The following is a 15,636-nucleotide window of genomic DNA, read 5'->3' as shown; positions in this document are numbered from 1 at the left end:
TTGATCGAAGGACGCCCGATGAATCGTCCCCGTACCGCCGCCCACCGCCGGCAGAGCGAGGCCGCGCTGATCCTGACGCTCGGCCTGGCCGCCATGGTCGTGTCGATGATGCAGACCCTGGTCGTGCCCATCCTCGGGCTCATCCAGCACGAGCTGCACACCACCAGCGCCAACGTCAGCTGGGTCACCACGGCCACGCTGCTCTCGGCCGCCGTCTTCACCCCACTGCTCGGCCGCCTCGGTGACCAGCACGGCAAGCGGCCGACACTGCTCGGCGTCCTCGTACTCATGGTCGTCGGCTCGGTCGTGGCCGCCACCACCGACTCACTCACCTGGCTGATCATCGCCCGGGTCTTGCAGGGCGCCGCCACCGCGATCTTCCCGCTGGCCCTGTCGGTGCTGCGCGAGCAGCTCCGCCCCGAACGCCTGCCCGGTGCGATGGCCCTGGTCAGCGGCACCCTCGCGTTCGGCAGCGGGCTCGCTCTGGTGGCCACCGGTCTGCTCACCCGCGGCCCGGACGCCGGCTACCACCAGGTCTTCTGGCTGGCCACCGGGCTGGCCGTGGTCGCTCTGGTCGCGGTCGCCCTGGTCGTCCCGGCCACCGGCCACCGCACCGGCGGGCGCATCGACGTCCTGGGCGCGCTCAGCCTGGCCGGGCTGCTCGTGCTCGTGCTGCTCCCGCTGTCCCAGGGCCACGAGTGGGGGTGGAGCAGCGCGCGGACGCTGCTCTGCTTCGGTGGCGCCGGGGTCATGGCCGTCGTCTGGGTGCTGATCGAACGCACCGTCGCCGACCCGCTGGTCGACCTGCGCATGTTCACCCACCGCCCGGTGCTGCTGACCAACGTTGCCGGACTGTTCGTCGGGTTCGCCATGTTCACCCTGTTCGTCGGCGTCTCCTACCTGGTGCAGATGCCGTCGCGGCTGGCCGGATACGGCTTCGACGCCTCGGTGCTGCGGGCCTCCGTCGAGTTCCTGCTGCCCGCCACGCTGCTCTCGCTGGTGGCCTCGCAGTTCGGCGGGGTGCTGGTGCGCCGCGTCGGTGCCCGCGTCACGCTGGTCCTCAGCGCGGCCGCCGGTGCCGCCGGTTTCGCCTGGCTGACCGCCGATCACGCCAGCGCGGCGGCCGTGATCGGCGCCGGAGCGCTGGTCGGCGCGGGAATCAGCTTCGGTTACGCGGCGATGCCCGCCCTGATCATGGCCAGCGTTCCGCACCACCAGTCCGGGATCGCGAACGGCATCAACTCCATCTCCCGTTCCGTGGGCAGCTCGATCGGCAGCGCGGCGGTCACCACGCTGCTGGCGTCCAAGAGCGTCGCGCACCTGCCGGCGGGGGTGCCCGCGCTTCCCGCAGAGAGCCAGTTCACGATCAGCTTCGTCCTGGCGGGGGTCGCGTTCGGGCTGGTCGTGATCGTGGCCCTGGTCGGGTTGCGCGGCGGACCCGCTCCCCGGTCCACGGTGGAGGCCGGCAGCGAGGCGGAAGCGACACCGCAGGTGCGGGAAGCGCCGGTTGGCGCGCCTGCCTGAGGGGGATGGAATTCTGGAGCGGCGAGGCCGAGTCCTGCTGCCCACCGAACCCGCCGCAGCCCGGTATTGACGCATAGCCATCGAGGGGTGTCCCTTGCGCAGTGATTGGACCGCGTCACCCAAAGCCGTCACGACCGAGATCGCCGAGCGACTCGGCGGAGCCTTCGAGGTGACCCCGGCGGTGACCGGCGACCACGCCGAGATCGCCTCCGCTGTCACCGGGCCGGACGGAACGGTGTTCATCAAGGCTGCCTCAGCCGAGACGAACGTTCTGACGCTGCGCTACGAGCCGGCCGTCACGAAGGCCGTTGGCCGGTACCCGGCCGCGGTCCTGTGGGACTTCCAGTCCGATGGGTGGTTGGTGGTGGGGACCGAATATCTCGACGGTCCCCACGCCGATCTGTCCCCCGGCAGTCCGGATCTCGATCTGCTCGCTGCGACACTGAACGAACTTCAGGAGACTCCCGCGCCGGGCCAACCGTGGTTCAGCCCGGAAGCTCGACTCGGGTTCGGGCACCCGGCGATGAAGGGTGGGACGGTTATCCACTCTGACCTCAACCCGGCCAATCTGATCGTGACCACGGACGGCCTGCGACTCGTCGATTGGGCATGGGCGAACAAGGCCGCGTCGTGGGTCGAACTCGCGCTTGTTGTTCAGTGGCTGATCGGCAGCGGCCACGATCCCGAGCAGGCTGAAGACTGGCTCGCTAGGTTCCCGGCATGGGCTGCGACCGATCCTCAGATCTTGGACGAATTCGCTGCCAGGAACGCCTCGAAATGGTCGGTCAAGTCCCGGCGGAGCACGCACGGGTGGGTACACGACCTTGCGGCCGCGACTGGCACCTGGGCGGCCTACCGGCGCGTACGTTCCCTGCGGCCTTGAGCCAGGTCGCTCACTGTGCTGCCGCCGCACGGGACAGGTACTCGGCCCGCTCCTCGGGGGTGAAGTCGCGGACGGCGAGCCGGTCGGCCGCCGCCCGTACCCCGCTCAGCTCCCCGTACGCGTCGCACCGGGCCAGCCGCAGCGTCCCGTCGTCGTGGCCGGTGGCGAACCAGCCGCCGGAACCGAGCACCACGCCCTCGACCGGGCTGCCGAACCCACGCAGCACGGTCACCGGGTCCTGGGCGCCGAGCCGCCAGACCCGGATCCCGCCGTCGTCTCCGCTGCTGGCCAGCAGCGTTCCGGCCGGGTTGTAGGACAGGCTCCACGCGCCGCCGCGGTGACCGCGCAGCACCACCGGCGGCCGGTGACCGTCGACATCCCACAGCCGGATCGTGCCGTCATCCCCGCTGCTGGCCAGCTGACGGCCGTCCGGGCTGAACGCCACCCGCCACACCAGGCCGCCGCGGTGACCCCGCAACACCCGGGGCGGCGTGGCGCCGGTGACGTCCCACAGCCGGACCGTGCCGTCGCGGCCCGCGCTGGCCACGTACCGGCCGTCGGACGCGGCGGCGACCGAGCGGACAGGTCCCTGGTGGCCGCGCAGTTCGACCGCCGTCCCGCGGGTCACGTCCCAGATCCGTACGACGCCGTCCGCGCCGCCGCTGACCACGCGTTCCGCGCCCGGCAGGAACGCCACGTCCCACGCGGTGCCGCCGCGGGGGCCGAGGACCCTGGCGTGCCCGGTGGCCGGATCCCACACCCGGACCGTCCCGTCGTCGCCCGCGCCGGCCACCCGGGAGCCGTCGGCGGCGACCGCCACCCCCTCCACCGGTCCGTGGTGGCCGACCAGCACCCGGGACGCGGCCGAGCCGGTGGCCCGGTCCGCGCCGTGTCGCACCGATCCGGCCATGCCCGGCCAGACGCGGACGGTGCCGTCGTCACCGCCGGTCACCACCGTGCGCCCGTCCGGCGTCGCCGCGACGCTCCACACCGGCCCGGTGTGACCGCGCAGGATGCGGGGGTCGCCGGGGTAGGCGGCGTCCCAGAGCCGGACCGTGCCGTCGCCGCTGCCGCTGAGCAGCGCCGTGCCCCGGGGGGCGAACATCAGGCTCCACACCGGACCGTCGTGTCCCGGCAGCAGCAGCGGGTCGGCGTCGGAGTCGGCGTTGAAGACGCGTACCGTGCCGTCGCTGCCGCCGGTCGCGACCCGTCCGCTGTCCGGGCTGACGGCGACGGTCTCCACGGTCCCGCCGTTCTGGCCGCGCAGCACGACGGGGGCGCCGCGGCCGTCGACCGGCCACACCCGGGCCGTGCCGTCGGTGCTCGCACTGACCAGGCGGCGCCCGTCCGCGCTGAACGCCAGGTTCTCCACCGAACCGGTGTGCCCGCGCAGCAGCAGCGGCGGACCGGACCCGGCGGCGTCCCACACCCGGATCACGCCGTCGGCGTCCGAGGCGGCCAGGTGGCGTCCGTCCGGGCTGTAGGCGACGCCCAGTTCCCGGATCCGGCCGACGCGCAGGACGCGCAGGGGCTTCCCGGCCGCATCCCAGATCCGTACGGTGCCGTCGTCGCCCGTGCTGGCCAGCCGCCCCCCGTCCGGGCTGAACGCGACGTTCCACACCTTGCCGGTGTGTCCGCGCAGCACCCGTGGTGGACCGCCGGTACCCAGGTCCCAGACGGTGACCGTGTGGTCTTCGCCGACCGCGGCCAGCAGGCGTCCACCGGGAGCGAACTGCGGGCTCCACACCTCGCCGGTATGCCCGGTCAGCACGACCGGGCTGCCCGTCGGGGCGCCCCGGCCGTCCACCGGCCATACCCGTACCGTGCCGTCGCCGCCGCTCGTCGCGATCCGCCGTCCGTCGGGGGAGTAGGCCACCCCGAAGACCTGCCCGTGGCCGCTGTCGAGCACCGCGCGGACCCGGATGTCGGCGGTGGCCTGACGTAGGGCGGCCTCCGCGGCCGGGGTGGCCCGGGTCGTCATCGCCCGGCGGGCCAGCAGCAGCGCCAGTTCCGGCTTGAGGGCCAGCTGCTCGCGTGACTCGGCGGCGAGCGCGTCGGCCGCGGCGGTGTCGCGCTCGCGGGCCGCCCGGCGGGCCTGCACCGTACTGGTCGTGGCGAGCGCGGTCACCACGACGACGACCGCGCTGAGCACCGCCAGCGCGACCCGGGTGCGGCGCCGCCGCGCGCGGGTCTCGCGCTGCTCACGGCGCCGCCCGGCCGCGAGGAACTCCCGTTCGGCCTGGTTGAGCCGCCCGGCCGGGAAGTCGTCCCACGGTGCGAGGCGGGAGCCCCGGTACAGGTACGCCTCGTCGCGGCCGTGCTGCTCCCACTCGGCCGTGGCCTCGGTCAGCCGCCGGTGGGCGCGCAGCAGGTCCCGGTCCGCGGCCAGCCACCCGCGCAGCCGCGGCCAGCCGCGGATCAGCGCCTCGTGGGCGACGGTCACCGTGTCCCGGTCGACGGTGATCAGACGGGCGCCCGCGAGCCGGGACAACAGGTCGCCGACGGCGGCATCGTCGGGCAGCTCGGCCCGCGGGGCGCGGCGGCGGGTGTCCTCGGTGCCCTCGCCCAAGGCGGTCAGCCGCAGGAAGACCTGCGCGGTCAGCTCCTGGCGCAGCGGGTCGGATTCCGAGTACACGCGTTCGGCGGTCTGCGCGATCGCCTCGGTGACCCCGCCGGCGGCGCGGTAGCCGGCGAGGGTCAGGTTCCGGCCCTGGCGGCGCCGCCAGGTCTCCAGCAGGGCGTGCGACACCAGGGGCAGCGCGCCGGGCTGGTCCGCGGCGTCGGCCACGATCGCGTCCGCCAGCCCCGGCTCGACCCGCAGGCCCGCGTGCCGGGCGGGGCCGGTGACCACGGCGCGCAGGTCGTCGGCCTGCATCGGGCCGACCAGCACCTGGCGGTCGCGCAGGGCGGCCACCAGGTCGGCGTACCGGGCGCAGTGCGCGTAGAAGTCCGCGCGTACCCCGAGCACGACCCGCGCCCGGTCGGCGCACCGGTCGGCCACGGCCAGCAGGCAGTCGACGAAGCGCCGCCGGGCCCGTTCGTCGCGGCAGAGCGTGAACACCTCCTCGAACTGGTCCACGACCAGCACCAGCCGCCCGCCGCCCAGGTTCCCGGCGGCCCGCCGCACCGCGAGCCCGGCGGCCTGCGGGTCGGTGTCCAGTTCGGCCAGCAGCGCACCGGTCGGGCCGTCACCGAGGCGGGCCAGCGCGGCGGCCAGCTCGTGCAGCGGTTCGGCGCCCGGGGTGATGAGTACGCCGGTCCCGCCGAGGCGGGGCAGCAGCCCGGCCCGCAGTAGCGACGACTTTCCGCTGCCGGAGGCGCCGAACACGGCCAGCAGCGGCATCCGGGACAGCCGTTCGACCAGGTCGTCGGTGAGCGGGTCGCGCCCGAAGAAGCGCTCCGCGTCCGCCTGTTCGAAGGCGGCCAGGCCGACGTACGGCGGCTGGTCCACGGGCCCCCGCGGACCGGACGGGTCGGCCAGCTCGGCCCGCAGTGTGTGCCAGCGCCGTTCCCACTCGGCGGGGTCGCCGCCGCAGCCCTGCACGTACGCGAGAGTGACGGCCAAGGACGGCACGGACAGCCCGGCGGCGGCCTCGGAGAGCATCGACGCGGAGTAGTGCACCCGTGCGGCGAGCACCCGGTAGCTCGGCCGTCCGGCCGCCTCGCGCACCTGCCGCAGTTCCCACGCGAACCGCTGGACCGGACCCGCCTCAGGATCGACTCGACGCTCCGCACGCCCCACCGGACAAACCCCCGTGTCCACCGGCACCGACTCGGTGCACGTACGTGATCTGGGTGTCTGCTGCGCACCCGCCCGGCGATTGTCCGGCGATTGAATGATCGACGTCAATCAATCAGCGGACAGTCGGCCGTCGTTGTTAGACCGATGGGCGGAACCGGGAATCCGGGGCGGTCCCGCCGCCGGAGCCCGGTGCCGTCCGATCACTACACGGGGATCGGGAGCCGATGATCAGAAAGGCACCGAAGTGAAGAACGCACGACGACTGGCCACGACGTTGCTGGCCATCGTGACCCTGCTGGGGCTGGGCTCCGCGGCGGCGAACGCCGCCCCGGCCGCGCCCGGCCGGGCCGAGGCCCTGGCGGTCCTGGGGCAGCGGGCCACCACTGCCGCGCAGTTGCAGCGGCAGATCGACCTGCAGCTCACGCTCGCCCCGGGCGGGGTGCAGACCGCCGTGAACGAGGTCTCCTACGGCGGCGGCAGGTTCGTCGTCACGTACGCGCTACCGGGCGCCGGGGCGGCGCTGGCCGCGGCCGACTGCCCGAGCGGCTGGTTCTGCTTCTACGACCACACGAACTACGGCTACCCCCGGGGCCGGCTCAGCGACTGCGGCTGGCAGGACCTCGGCGCGTACGGCTGGAACGACCGTACGGAGTCGATCGACAACTCGACCGGCAACACCATCGACTACAGCAACCACCAGGACTACGGCAACCCGGCTAACGGGCACCGGTACGACTACCACCTGTTCTACAACTACGGCCACTCGTCGGCGTCCTCGGTGGGCTACCCGAACCAGGCCGACCACGTGAACCGGCTCTGCTGAGCCTGCGCTGATCGCACGTCGAGCCGCCGGGTGACCGACCGGCGGCTCGAGGTCAGCGGCCGGACTCGCGTTGCCAGAGGATGTCGGTCAGCCGCTCCACCCCGGCGGCCAGGTGGCGGCGGAACGTACTCATCGGCAGGCGCAGCAGATCCGCCGCCGCCTGCTGGGTGCCGGCCGGCTGCAGGTACGTGTGGTGCAACGCCCGGTACGCGGACCGGTCCCGGGGTGCGTCGGCCATCGTCGCGGCGGCCTGTTCGAACGCCGCGCGCAGCGCCTCGACCGAGCCGTCGCCCGGACCATCCTCGTCGGACAGGCCCGTGGCCAGCCGGGTGGCCAGCAGTGGGCTTGCCGCCAGCCGGTCGGGCCGGTTCCATTCCCGCAGCGCCTCGCGGACCGCGGTCGCGAAAGCGGCCCGGTCCACGGTGGGGGGTGCGGCCTCGGGCTCCACCGCCATCGGCTCCTCGGCGGTCTCCCGGGTGGCCAGCAGGTTCAGCCAGGCCAGCCGCGGCGTGGCCCGCCAGTCGTGGCCGAACCCGGCGTAGCGGCGCCCGCCGACGGTGAAGTCGGCCTCCGGCGCGCGGGGGAAGTCGACGTACTCGCACATCTGGGCCCACAGGTCCGGATCGGACTGGTAGATCAGGGCGTAGCTGAGGTGCGGGGTGGTCAGGTAGTGGCGCACCGAGTTGATCGAGATGAGCGCCTGCACCGGAGAGGGCTCCTGATACCCCTCGGCGTCGAGCCAGTACCGGACCAGCGACACCGCCTCGCCGGGTGCCGGGGCGGCGCACCGCCACGCGGCCACCGCGGCGGGGTCGGCCGGGTCCGCCGCGTCCAGGGTGAGCAGCACGACCAGACCCACCGCGGCGCCCTGCCCGTCCACCACCGCGTGGACTCCCTCGGGCTGCCGGCGGCACCAGTGGTCGAAGATCTCCGCCGACTCGGCGCCCTCGTGGCGTTCGACCATCGCCCGCAGCTGCGGCCACTGCCGAGGGTCCGCGGCCGCCACCCGCAGGTCCCCGTCCGGGCTGTGCTGCAGGAACGCGCCGATCACCGGGCTCTCCCGGTGCAGGAACGCGAAGTCCAGCAGGATCCGCCGCTGGTCGTCGGGGGCGGCGCGGTCGAACTGGCGGCGGTAGTACGCCCCGGCCCGGCGGTGGATCGCGGTGTGCAGTTGCGGGTGGCGCCAGCGCAGGTCGCGCGCGAGCGCCTCGCGGGCGAGGTCGTGCAGCACCAGCCCGTGCGTGCCGGCGGAGATCACCGACAGGCCGCGCAGCCAGTCGAACAGCTCGTGCGCGTCCGGCACCTCCAGCAGCTCGGCCAGCAGCGGCTCGGTCGTCGCGGCCACCTGGGAGACCGCGTCGAGCGCCATCCGGTGTGACGGGCCGGGCACCGCGTCGACGAGCGCGGCCAGCAGCGTGGCCACCACCTCCGGGCCGCCGGTGGGGGTGAGCGGGCCGCGGCCCTGGGCGTGCACGTCGGCGATCAGTGCCAGGGCCAGTGGATGGCCGTGGGTGAAGCTGAGCGCGTCGGCGTGCGCCGCTTCCGGTACGGATCGCCGGGTGAGCAGCAGCCGGCTCTCCTCCGGTGGCAGGTTGGTCAGCGGCACCGGGTGCAGCACGCTGCGCCAGCCGGGGTCGGTGCGGTAGTGCAGGGGTGGCTCGGACCGGCTGGCCACGGCCACCACGGCGTCGGCGGGCAGCGCCGCCAGCACCTCGGTGGGCACTTCGTCGTCGGCGAGCACGACGAGCCGTTCACCCTCGGGAGCCGTCTCGTCCAGCCAGACCACCGGTCGCCCGGCCTGTTCCGCCAGGCCCGCGAACTGGTGCAGCAGCGAGGTCTTGCCGACCCCACCGGGCCCGTGCACCCAGACCAGCGCGCCCCGGTCGGCGTCCAGCAGCCGGGTGAACCGGGCCAGCTCCGCGGTGCGGCCGACGAAGTCCTGGCGGCGGGCCGCGGCGACCTGGTCGGCGAACCGGATGCTCACGACCTCCAGTCTCGTCCGCGTCACCGGACTTTGGAAGACGAAACGGGCAAAACGGTGAGCAGGGTGAGCGCAAAGTGAGCGGTAATCGGACGGGGAATGGTCTGTTTTGTGGCTATCCGTCAGCCATACGGTCATTTGCGTCAGAACGAGCGGGGCCCACCCGGAGCACCGCCACCGCAGACCACCAGCACCCGAGGAGAGTTTCACGATGATCCGCCACACGACGTCCCGCAGCACCGCCGGCCACCGCTCCCGCCGTACCGCGATCGCCGCGGGCATCGCCGGTGCCTCCGCCCTCGCGCTGATCGCGCTGCCCGGCGCCGCGTACGCGTCCGCCACCGGCTGGGGTGGCACGCTGCTGCCGGGCCAGCAGGCGTGCCTCAGCCTGTACGCGAGCTACCAGGTCCGCGCGGACGGCCAGGCCACCATGTCGGGCGCCAAGTTCAAGGTGCAGCGCAACGGCGTGGTCGTCTACGGCTCGCCGACCGGCACCACCACCGCGTTCGCCTGGGAGGGCCGCACCGCCTACGGCACCTTCCCCGGCCCCGGCACCTACACCGTGTGCGCGACCAACAACAACAGCACGAACACCCTCGTGAACATCCACCTCTTCACCGACGCCGACCTGCCGTACTGACCGGCCACCCGCCACGCACACACGGCGCCGCGTACCGTCCACCCGGGCGGTACGCGGCGCCCACCCGTGTCGATCTTGAGTACGGGTACTCAGCGGTGCCGAGTACGCCGATCAGTCCGGGCCGCCCCGGGCCCGCGTAGCGTTTCGCGGCGACAGCCGGGCGGGACACCTCCCGGCGGTGCGGACACGGGCGAAGGAGACTCCACAGTGGCATCGGCGCGGCTTGGTTTGCGGCTGGGCACCCCGGCGGACCGGGACTGGATCCACCGCCTGCGGCACGAGGTGTACGCCGAGGAACTGGGCCAGCACGCCGTCCACCCGGACGGGCGGCTCAGCGACGCCCTGGACGAACGCGGAGTCGTGTACCTGGTCGCCACAGCGGGCGGGACACCGGCCGGCTTCGTCAGCATCACCCCGCCGTGGGTCGGGCAGTGGTCACTGGACAAATACCTCTCCCGGGCCGAGTTGCCCGCGCTCGACGCGCCCGACACGTTCGAGGTCCGCATCCTGACCGTGGCCGCGCCATGGCGCGGCACCGCGGTCGCCTCCCTGCTCATGTACGCGGCGCTGCGCTGGGTGCAGTCCCGGGGCGGGCGCCGGGTGCTGGCGATGGGCCGCGCCGACCTGGCCGGCATGTACCGGGCCGCCGGGCTGCGCCCGAGCGGTCGCACCGTGCTGTCCGGCGCGGTCACGTTCGAGGTGATGTCCGGGCGGGTGGACACGCTGGCGGCCCGGGCACGACACCGGTACGCGGCGGTCCTGGGCCGCCTCGGCGACTGCCTGGACTGGCAGATCGATGCGCCGATGCACGCGGGCGCGGACGGCTGCGCCCACGGCGGGGCGTCGTTCGACGGCATCGGCGCCGACTTCCGGCGTCTGCACCGCCGCCGGGAGGTCGTCGCGGCGGACGTGCTCGACGCGTGGTTCCCACCCGCGCCCGGGGTGCTCGACGTACTGGCCGAGGATCCGGGCTGGCACGCCCGTACCTCCCCGCCGGTCGCCGCGGACGGCCTGCGCGCCGAGATCGCGTCCGCGCGTGGCCTGCCGCCGTCCGCGCTCACCCTCGGGGCGGGCTCCTCCGACCTCATCTTCCGCGCCTTCCGCGAATGGCTCACCCCGGCCAGCCGGGTGCTGCTGATCGATCCCACCTACGGCGAGTACGCCCACGTCGCCACGGAGGTCATCGGGTGCCGGGTGGACCGCTTCCCGATCAGCGCGTCCGACGGGTGGCGGATCGACGTCGACCGGCTCGCCGGGACGCTGTCCCGCGGCGACTACGACCTGGCGGTCGTGGTGAATCCCAACAATCCCACCGGCGGGCGGCTCCCGGTGGAGGCGATGCGCGACCTGATCGCCCGGGTGCCGCCGCGGACCCGGCTGTGGATCGACGAGGCGTACGTCGGCTACGCCGGACCGGACCAGTCGGTGGCGCCGCTGGCCGCGGAACGGCCCGGCGTCGTGGTCTGCACCTCGATGTCCAAGATGTACGCCCTGTCGGGCATGCGGGTGGCGTACCTCACCAGCGACGAGGCGACCGCGGCGGCGCTGCGCCGGTGGACGCCGCCGTGGGCGGTCAGCCTGCCGGCCCAGCTGGCGGCGGTGGCGGCGCTGCGCGATCCGGCGTACTACGCAGGGCGCTGGGCGCAGACCGCGGTGCTGCGCGACGAGCTGGCGCAGGCGCTGCGCACGGTGCAGCCGGCCGCCCGCGTCGACGCGGCCGTGGCCAACTTCCTGCTGGTCACGCTGCCGTCGGAGGGTCCGAGCGCGGCCGAGGTGGTCGTCCGGTGCCGCCGCGACGACGTGTATCTGCGGGATCTGTCGCCGATGTCGCCGGCGTTCCAGGGGCGGACCGTCCGGATCGCGGTCAAGGATCAGGCCGCCAACGCCCGGATCGTCGCCGCGTACCGGGCCGCCGTCGCGGCGCCGCGATGATCACGGTCGGTGAGCTGGTGCCGTACCTGGCCGTCGCGCTCGCCGCCGGAGGAATCGCGGTCGTCGCGTCCCGGCGGCGGGAGATGGTCCGGCGCTGGTGCGCCTGGGCGGTCGGGATACCCGTGGTCGTCGGCGCGTTCTGGCTGGGGCCGCCGGGGGCGGCCGTGCTCGCGGCGGTGGCCGCGGTCGTCGCCGCCCTCGAGTACGGCGCCCTGGTGCGGGCGCCGTGGCCGGACCGGGCGGCGCTGGCCACCGCGCTGGTCGCGGTGATCGGCACGGTCTGGCTCGGGCCGGACCACGTCCTGCGCGTCATCGGCGGCGCGGCGGTGCTGGTCGGGGCGGTGCCGATGCTGGCCGGCGACGCCACCGCGGGTCTGCGCCGGGCCGGGTCCGGCATGCTGGGCCTGGTCTGGCTGGCCCCGCTGGCGGCGGTGGTGCCGCTGGGGGCCACCGCGCTGGTGGTCTTCGTCGCGGTGTCGGTCGGCGACATCGCCGCCTACGTCGCCGGCCGCCGGTGGGGCGGCCCGCGGTTGTCCCCGCTGTCACCGGCGAAACGCTGGAGCGGAACGATCGTCGGCGCCGCCGTCGCCGTCGGTGTCCTGGCCGTCTTCGGCGTCTTCACGCGTGACCTGCCGACGTCGCTGATCGTGGGTCTCGTGGCCGCCGTCGCGGTCGGGGCGCCCTGCGGTGACCTGTTCGAGTCGATGATCAAGCGAGGTGCCGGGGCCAAGGACGCCGCACGCTGGCTGCCCGGTTCCGGCGGCCTGCTCGACCGCATCGACTCGCTGCTGGCCGCGCTGGCCGTGGCGCTGCTGCTGTCCTGAGCCGCGGCCCGGCCACCGTGACGGTGATCATCGCGGACGTCGTACCGCCGTGCGATCCTCGCGATCTGACGTCACGGAAAGGGGGCCGTGTTGGCCGGCTTCATCGACGCCACCAGGGTGGCGGTCCGCAGCGATGGCACGAGCTTCGAGGTCCAGCTCGACCCGCAGTGGACGATCGGCGACAAGCCCAACGGCGGCTATCTGCTGGCCGTGCTCGCCCGCGCCGCGACCAGCGCCGACCCGGACGGGCGGCACCCGCACCCGCTGGCCGCCAGCGCCACCTACCTGGCCGCGCCCACGGTCGGCCCGGCCGTGGTCGAGGTGACCCCGCTGCGCACCGGCCGGTCGGCCAGCCAGCTGCGGGCCCGCCTGGTGCAGGGCGGGCAGGTCTGCGTGGAGGCGCTGTTCACCGTGGGGCGGCTGGACCCGGACGCCGAGCCGCGCTGGGCCGACAGCCCCGCCGTGGAGCTGCCGCCGGAGGACGACTGCCCGGTGATCCCGGTCGAGCCGCCGGGCTCCGGCGTCAAGGTCAACCTCATGGAGGTGGTCGAGCAGCGGCTGGACCCGGCCGTGCTGGGCTTCGCGTTCGGTCAGCCCAGCGAGCGGGCCGAGCTGCGGGGCTGGCTGCGCTTCCTCGACGAGATGGCGCCGGACCCGATCTCGTTGCTGTTCGTCGCGGACTCGTTCCCGCCGGCCACGTTCGCCATCGGCAGCGTCGGCTGGGTGCCGACGCTGGAGCTGACGGTGTACGTACGGGCCGTCCCGGCGCCGGGCCCGCTGCGGGTGCGGCAGGTCGCCCGGCTCGTCGAGGACGGCCTGGTGGACGAGGTCTGCGAGGTCTGGGACAGCCGCGGGCGGCTGGTCGCCCAGGCGACTCAACTGGCCAAGGTCCGCTTCTGACCCAGTCCCGGTGCCGGCTCAGAAAAGGGTCGACGGCTCGGCCGGCAACGGGTCGGCCGGCACCGGGTCGGCCGGCACCGGGTCGGGCAGCGGTTCCAGCCCGGGCACCCGGGCGCGGACCTCGTCGTGGAAGCGGCGGGCGAGCCCGGGCGCGTCGGCGTTGTCCGGGGTGTGCAGGAACACCGTCGGCGTACGGCCCTGAGCCAGCCAGCCCGCGACGACGCCGACCCAGCGCTGCCAGCCCGCCACGGTGCGCGCGGTGTCGTCGCGGCCGAGGTACCGCACGATCGGCCGGTCGGTCAGCGCGTGGGTGCGCAGCGGCATCCGCGGCTTGTTGGTCCACGCCTCGCGCTCGGCGTCGCTGGTCGGCGGGCTTGCGAAGAACGCCGTGGTGTCGAACGGGATCCATTCCGCGGCCACCGGTGCCAGCGAGTCCTCGAGCCGTCTCGCCGCGCGGGCGTCCGTGAAGAACGCGGGGTGCCGGACCTCCACGGCGTACCGGTGCGTGCGGGGCAGCGTACGCAGGAAGCGGGCCAGCGTCGCGGTGTCGGCCGGGGTGAACGAGCCGGGCAGCTGCACCCAGAGGGCGTGCGCCCGGGGCCCGAGCGGTGCGACGGCGTCGAGGAAGGCGCCGAGTTCGGCTTCGGCGCCGGTGAGGCGGCGCTCGTGGGTGATCACCCGCGGGAGTTTGAGGACGAACCTGAAGTCCGCGGGAGTCTGCTCCGCCCACGAGGCCACCGCCTCCGGCGCGGGCGTGGCGTAGAAGGTCGTGTTCCCTTCCACCGCGTTGCACCAGGCGGCGTAGTGCCGCAGCCGCTCGGGGGCCGCCAGCCGAGGGGGCAGGAACCGTCCCTGCCACGACTTCAGGTTCCACATCGCGCACCCGACGTGCAGACGCATCCGAACTCCTCGCACCAGCCGACATCCGTACGGTATCCGGCGGTCGTCCGTGCCGGCCGCGGCCTGTGGCAGACTGCCGGGCATGGCCGCTGATCTGCGGGTTCTGCAGGGCGGCACCGGCAGTCCCCTGCTGGTGCTGCTGCACGGTCTGGGCGCGACCGGCGACGTGTGGAGCGGCTGGCCGGGGCTGCTCGGGCGGCGCTGGCCGGGCCGCTGGATCGCCCCGGATCTGCCCGGTCACGGTGGTTCGGCACCGCTGACGCGGTACACGTTCGACGGTCTCGCCGCGGCCGTGGCCGAACTGATTCCCCCGGACGCGCCCGCCGTTGTGCTCGGGCATTCGCTGGGCGGGGTGGTGGCGCTCGCGCTGGCCGCCCGCCGCTCCACCGAGGTCCGCGGTGTCGTCGGGCTCGGCATCAAAGTCGTGTGGAGCGACGAGGATCTGCGCCGGGCGCGCGCCCTGGCCGAGCGCCCCCGGGCGTGGTACTCGACGCGTGCCGAGGCTGCGGCCCGTTACCTGCGGGTGGCCGGTCTCGACGGCCTGCTGGCCGCGGACGACCCGGCGGTGGACGCCGGGCTCGTGCGGCGCGACGACCGGTGGCGCCTCGCATTGGATCCGGCGGCCTTCGGCGTGGGGCGGCCGGACATGCCGGGGCTGCTGGCCGGTTGCCCGGTCCCGGTGGTGCTGGCCCGGGGCGTGGACGATCCGATGAACACCGATGAGCAACTGTCCGCCCTGGACGTCCCGACGGCCACCCTGGCCGGGGTGGGGCACAACGCGCACGTCCAGGACCCGGAGCAGACCTTCGCCCTGGTCGAGCCGTTCCGCTGAACCGGGTCAGTGGGTGCGGTCAGCGCCAGCCGAACTCCTGGGTGTAGTACGGGGTGCCGTTCTTCGCGTAGTAGACGCCGACGGCGAAGGCCTTGGCGCGGCAGTCGAGGATGTTGGCGCGGTGGCCGGGGCTGGCCATCCATGCCTTCATGGTCTGGGAGGCGGTGCGGTAGCCGTACGCGACGTTCTCGCTCATGGGCCAGCTGTAGCCGGCCCGGTGGGCGCGGGTGACGAAGCTGGAGCGGCCGATGCCGATGTGGCTCATCCGGTTGGTGCGGGCCTGGTAGGCGGAGTGGCCGCGGGCGGCCAGCAGCAGGCGGGTGTCGAGACGCAGCGGCCGGCAGCCGGCGCGGACGCGGGTGGCGTTGGTGTAACCGGCCAGCTGGGCCTGCGGTCGGCCTGATCGGCCTGACCGCCCTGGGCGCGGCCACGATCGGTACGGCCCGGGCGTGGCTCCCGCCGCTCGGCTGGACACTGGCCGCGACCGTCTACCCGATGCCGGAGACGGTCCCGGGACAGGTTCTGACCTGGCAGTCCCAGACTCCGGGCAGCCGGGTCGCGGGTGCGACCGCACTGCTGCTGGCGCTTGCCGGGCTGGCCGTGTACGCGGCGGCGGGTCCCGCCCGGCGCGCCCCCGCCGAGGCCGCGTTGTAAC

At 74.3% G+C, this 15,636-nt stretch carries 13 protein-coding genes; 9 read left to right on the top strand and 4 right to left on the bottom strand.

All coding sequences use genetic code 11. The annotated features are described in order from the left end of the window. Window positions 1–18: 18 nt before the first annotated feature. A complete protein-coding gene (locus ACMCNO_RS20235; RefSeq protein WP_412751018.1) occupies window positions 19–1,524 on the top strand; it encodes an MFS transporter in 1,506 nt (501 codons plus the stop codon). A 94-nt stretch (window positions 1,525–1,618) separates the two neighbouring features. Then, complete coding sequence (locus ACMCNO_RS20230) at window positions 1,619–2,407, top strand: aminoglycoside phosphotransferase (protein WP_412751017.1); 789 nt, start codon at window positions 1,619–1,621, stop codon at window positions 2,405–2,407. A gap of 10 nt (window positions 2,408–2,417) precedes the next feature. Here the strand turns inward: ACMCNO_RS20230 and ACMCNO_RS20225 are convergent, their stop codons facing one another. Beyond that, a complete protein-coding gene (locus tag ACMCNO_RS20225) occupies window positions 2,418–6,149 on the bottom strand; it encodes a hypothetical protein (RefSeq protein ID WP_412751016.1) in 3,732 nt (1,243 codons plus the stop codon). Between the two features lie 244 nt (window positions 6,150–6,393). Between ACMCNO_RS20225 and ACMCNO_RS20220 the strand changes: the two genes are divergently transcribed. Beyond that, the gene (locus tag ACMCNO_RS20220; RefSeq protein ID WP_412751015.1) at window positions 6,394–6,972 is read left to right on the top strand and encodes a peptidase inhibitor family I36 protein; all 579 of its coding nucleotides are present in this window, start codon (window positions 6,394–6,396) and stop codon (window positions 6,970–6,972) included. A 52-nt stretch (window positions 6,973–7,024) separates the two neighbouring features. On the opposite strand, the gene ACMCNO_RS20215 is transcribed toward ACMCNO_RS20220, so the two are convergent. Further along, window positions 7,025–8,956 (bottom strand): AAA family ATPase, encoded by a 1,932-nt coding sequence (locus ACMCNO_RS20215; protein ID WP_412751014.1) that lies wholly within the window; start codon window positions 8,954–8,956, stop codon window positions 7,025–7,027. Window positions 8,957–9,164: 208 nt separating this feature from the next. On the opposite strand from ACMCNO_RS20215, the gene ACMCNO_RS20210 reads away from it, so the two are divergent. From ACMCNO_RS20210 to ACMCNO_RS20195, 4 genes are all read left to right on the top strand, one after another. Beyond that, window positions 9,165–9,593 (top strand): hypothetical protein, encoded by a 429-nt coding sequence (locus ACMCNO_RS20210; RefSeq protein ID WP_412751013.1) that lies wholly within the window; start codon window positions 9,165–9,167, stop codon window positions 9,591–9,593. A 207-nt stretch (window positions 9,594–9,800) separates the two neighbouring features. Continuing rightward, window positions 9,801–11,525, top strand: a complete 1,725-nt coding sequence (locus ACMCNO_RS20205; protein WP_412751012.1) for an aminotransferase class I/II-fold pyridoxal phosphate-dependent enzyme — start codon at window positions 9,801–9,803, stop codon at window positions 11,523–11,525. Next, window positions 11,522–12,349: a phosphatidate cytidylyltransferase gene (locus ACMCNO_RS20200; RefSeq protein WP_412751011.1), complete on the top strand. Its 828-nt coding sequence runs from the start codon at window positions 11,522–11,524 to the stop codon at window positions 12,347–12,349. The genes ACMCNO_RS20205 and ACMCNO_RS20200 overlap by 4 nt, the downstream gene beginning before the upstream one ends. 87 nt (window positions 12,350–12,436) lie before the next feature. Beyond that, window positions 12,437–13,249 (top strand): thioesterase family protein, encoded by an 813-nt coding sequence (locus ACMCNO_RS20195; RefSeq protein WP_412751010.1) that lies wholly within the window; start codon window positions 12,437–12,439, stop codon window positions 13,247–13,249. 18 nt (window positions 13,250–13,267) lie between these two features. Here the strand turns inward: ACMCNO_RS20195 and ACMCNO_RS20190 are convergent, their stop codons facing one another. Next, on the bottom strand, window positions 13,268–14,125 hold the full coding sequence (locus tag ACMCNO_RS20190) for a DUF72 domain-containing protein (RefSeq protein ID WP_412753758.1): 858 nt from the start codon (window positions 14,123–14,125) through the stop codon (window positions 13,268–13,270). Between the two features lie 106 nt (window positions 14,126–14,231). Between ACMCNO_RS20190 and ACMCNO_RS20185 the strand changes: the two genes are divergently transcribed. Next, the gene (locus tag ACMCNO_RS20185; protein ID WP_412751009.1) at window positions 14,232–14,981 is read left to right on the top strand and encodes an alpha/beta hydrolase; all 750 of its coding nucleotides are present in this window, start codon (window positions 14,232–14,234) and stop codon (window positions 14,979–14,981) included. Between the two features lie 19 nt (window positions 14,982–15,000). Here ACMCNO_RS20185 and ACMCNO_RS20180 read toward each other — a convergent pair whose 3' ends face one another. Next, complete coding sequence (locus tag ACMCNO_RS20180; RefSeq protein ID WP_412751008.1) at window positions 15,001–15,456, bottom strand: CAP domain-containing protein; 456 nt, start codon at window positions 15,454–15,456, stop codon at window positions 15,001–15,003. Between the two features lie 20 nt (window positions 15,457–15,476). On the opposite strand from ACMCNO_RS20180, the gene ACMCNO_RS20175 reads away from it, so the two are divergent. After that, the gene (locus tag ACMCNO_RS20175) at window positions 15,477–15,635 is read left to right on the top strand and encodes a hypothetical protein (protein ID WP_412751007.1); all 159 of its coding nucleotides are present in this window, start codon (window positions 15,477–15,479) and stop codon (window positions 15,633–15,635) included. Window position 15,636 lies beyond the last annotated feature (1 nt).

Source organism: Krasilnikovia sp. M28-CT-15 (assembly GCF_047159595.1).
Taxonomy (GTDB): domain Bacteria; phylum Actinomycetota; class Actinomycetes; order Mycobacteriales; family Micromonosporaceae; genus Actinoplanes.
The sequence above is the reverse complement of the archived record's forward strand: the minus strand, read 5'-3'. Positions and strand labels throughout refer to the sequence as shown.

Excerpts from the sequence above, each read along its gene's own strand:
- ACMCNO_RS20235 (WP_412751018.1), top strand. The coding sequence starts at position 19 with ATGAATCGTCCCCGTACCGCCGCCCACCGCCGGCAGAGCGAGGCCGCG.
- ACMCNO_RS20210 (WP_412751013.1), top strand. The coding sequence starts at position 9,165 with ATGATCCGCCACACGACGTCCCGCAGCACCGCCGGCCACCGCTCCCGC.
- ACMCNO_RS20200 (WP_412751011.1), top strand. The coding sequence starts at position 11,522 with ATGATCACGGTCGGTGAGCTGGTGCCGTACCTGGCCGTCGCGCTCGCC.
- ACMCNO_RS20190 (WP_412753758.1), bottom strand. The coding sequence starts at position 14,125 with ATGTGGAACCTGAAGTCGTGGCAGGGACGGTTCCTGCCCCCTCGGCTG.
- ACMCNO_RS20185 (WP_412751009.1), top strand. The coding sequence starts at position 14,232 with ATGGCCGCTGATCTGCGGGTTCTGCAGGGCGGCACCGGCAGTCCCCTG.
- ACMCNO_RS20175 (WP_412751007.1), top strand. The coding sequence starts at position 15,477 with ATGCCGGAGACGGTCCCGGGACAGGTTCTGACCTGGCAGTCCCAGACT.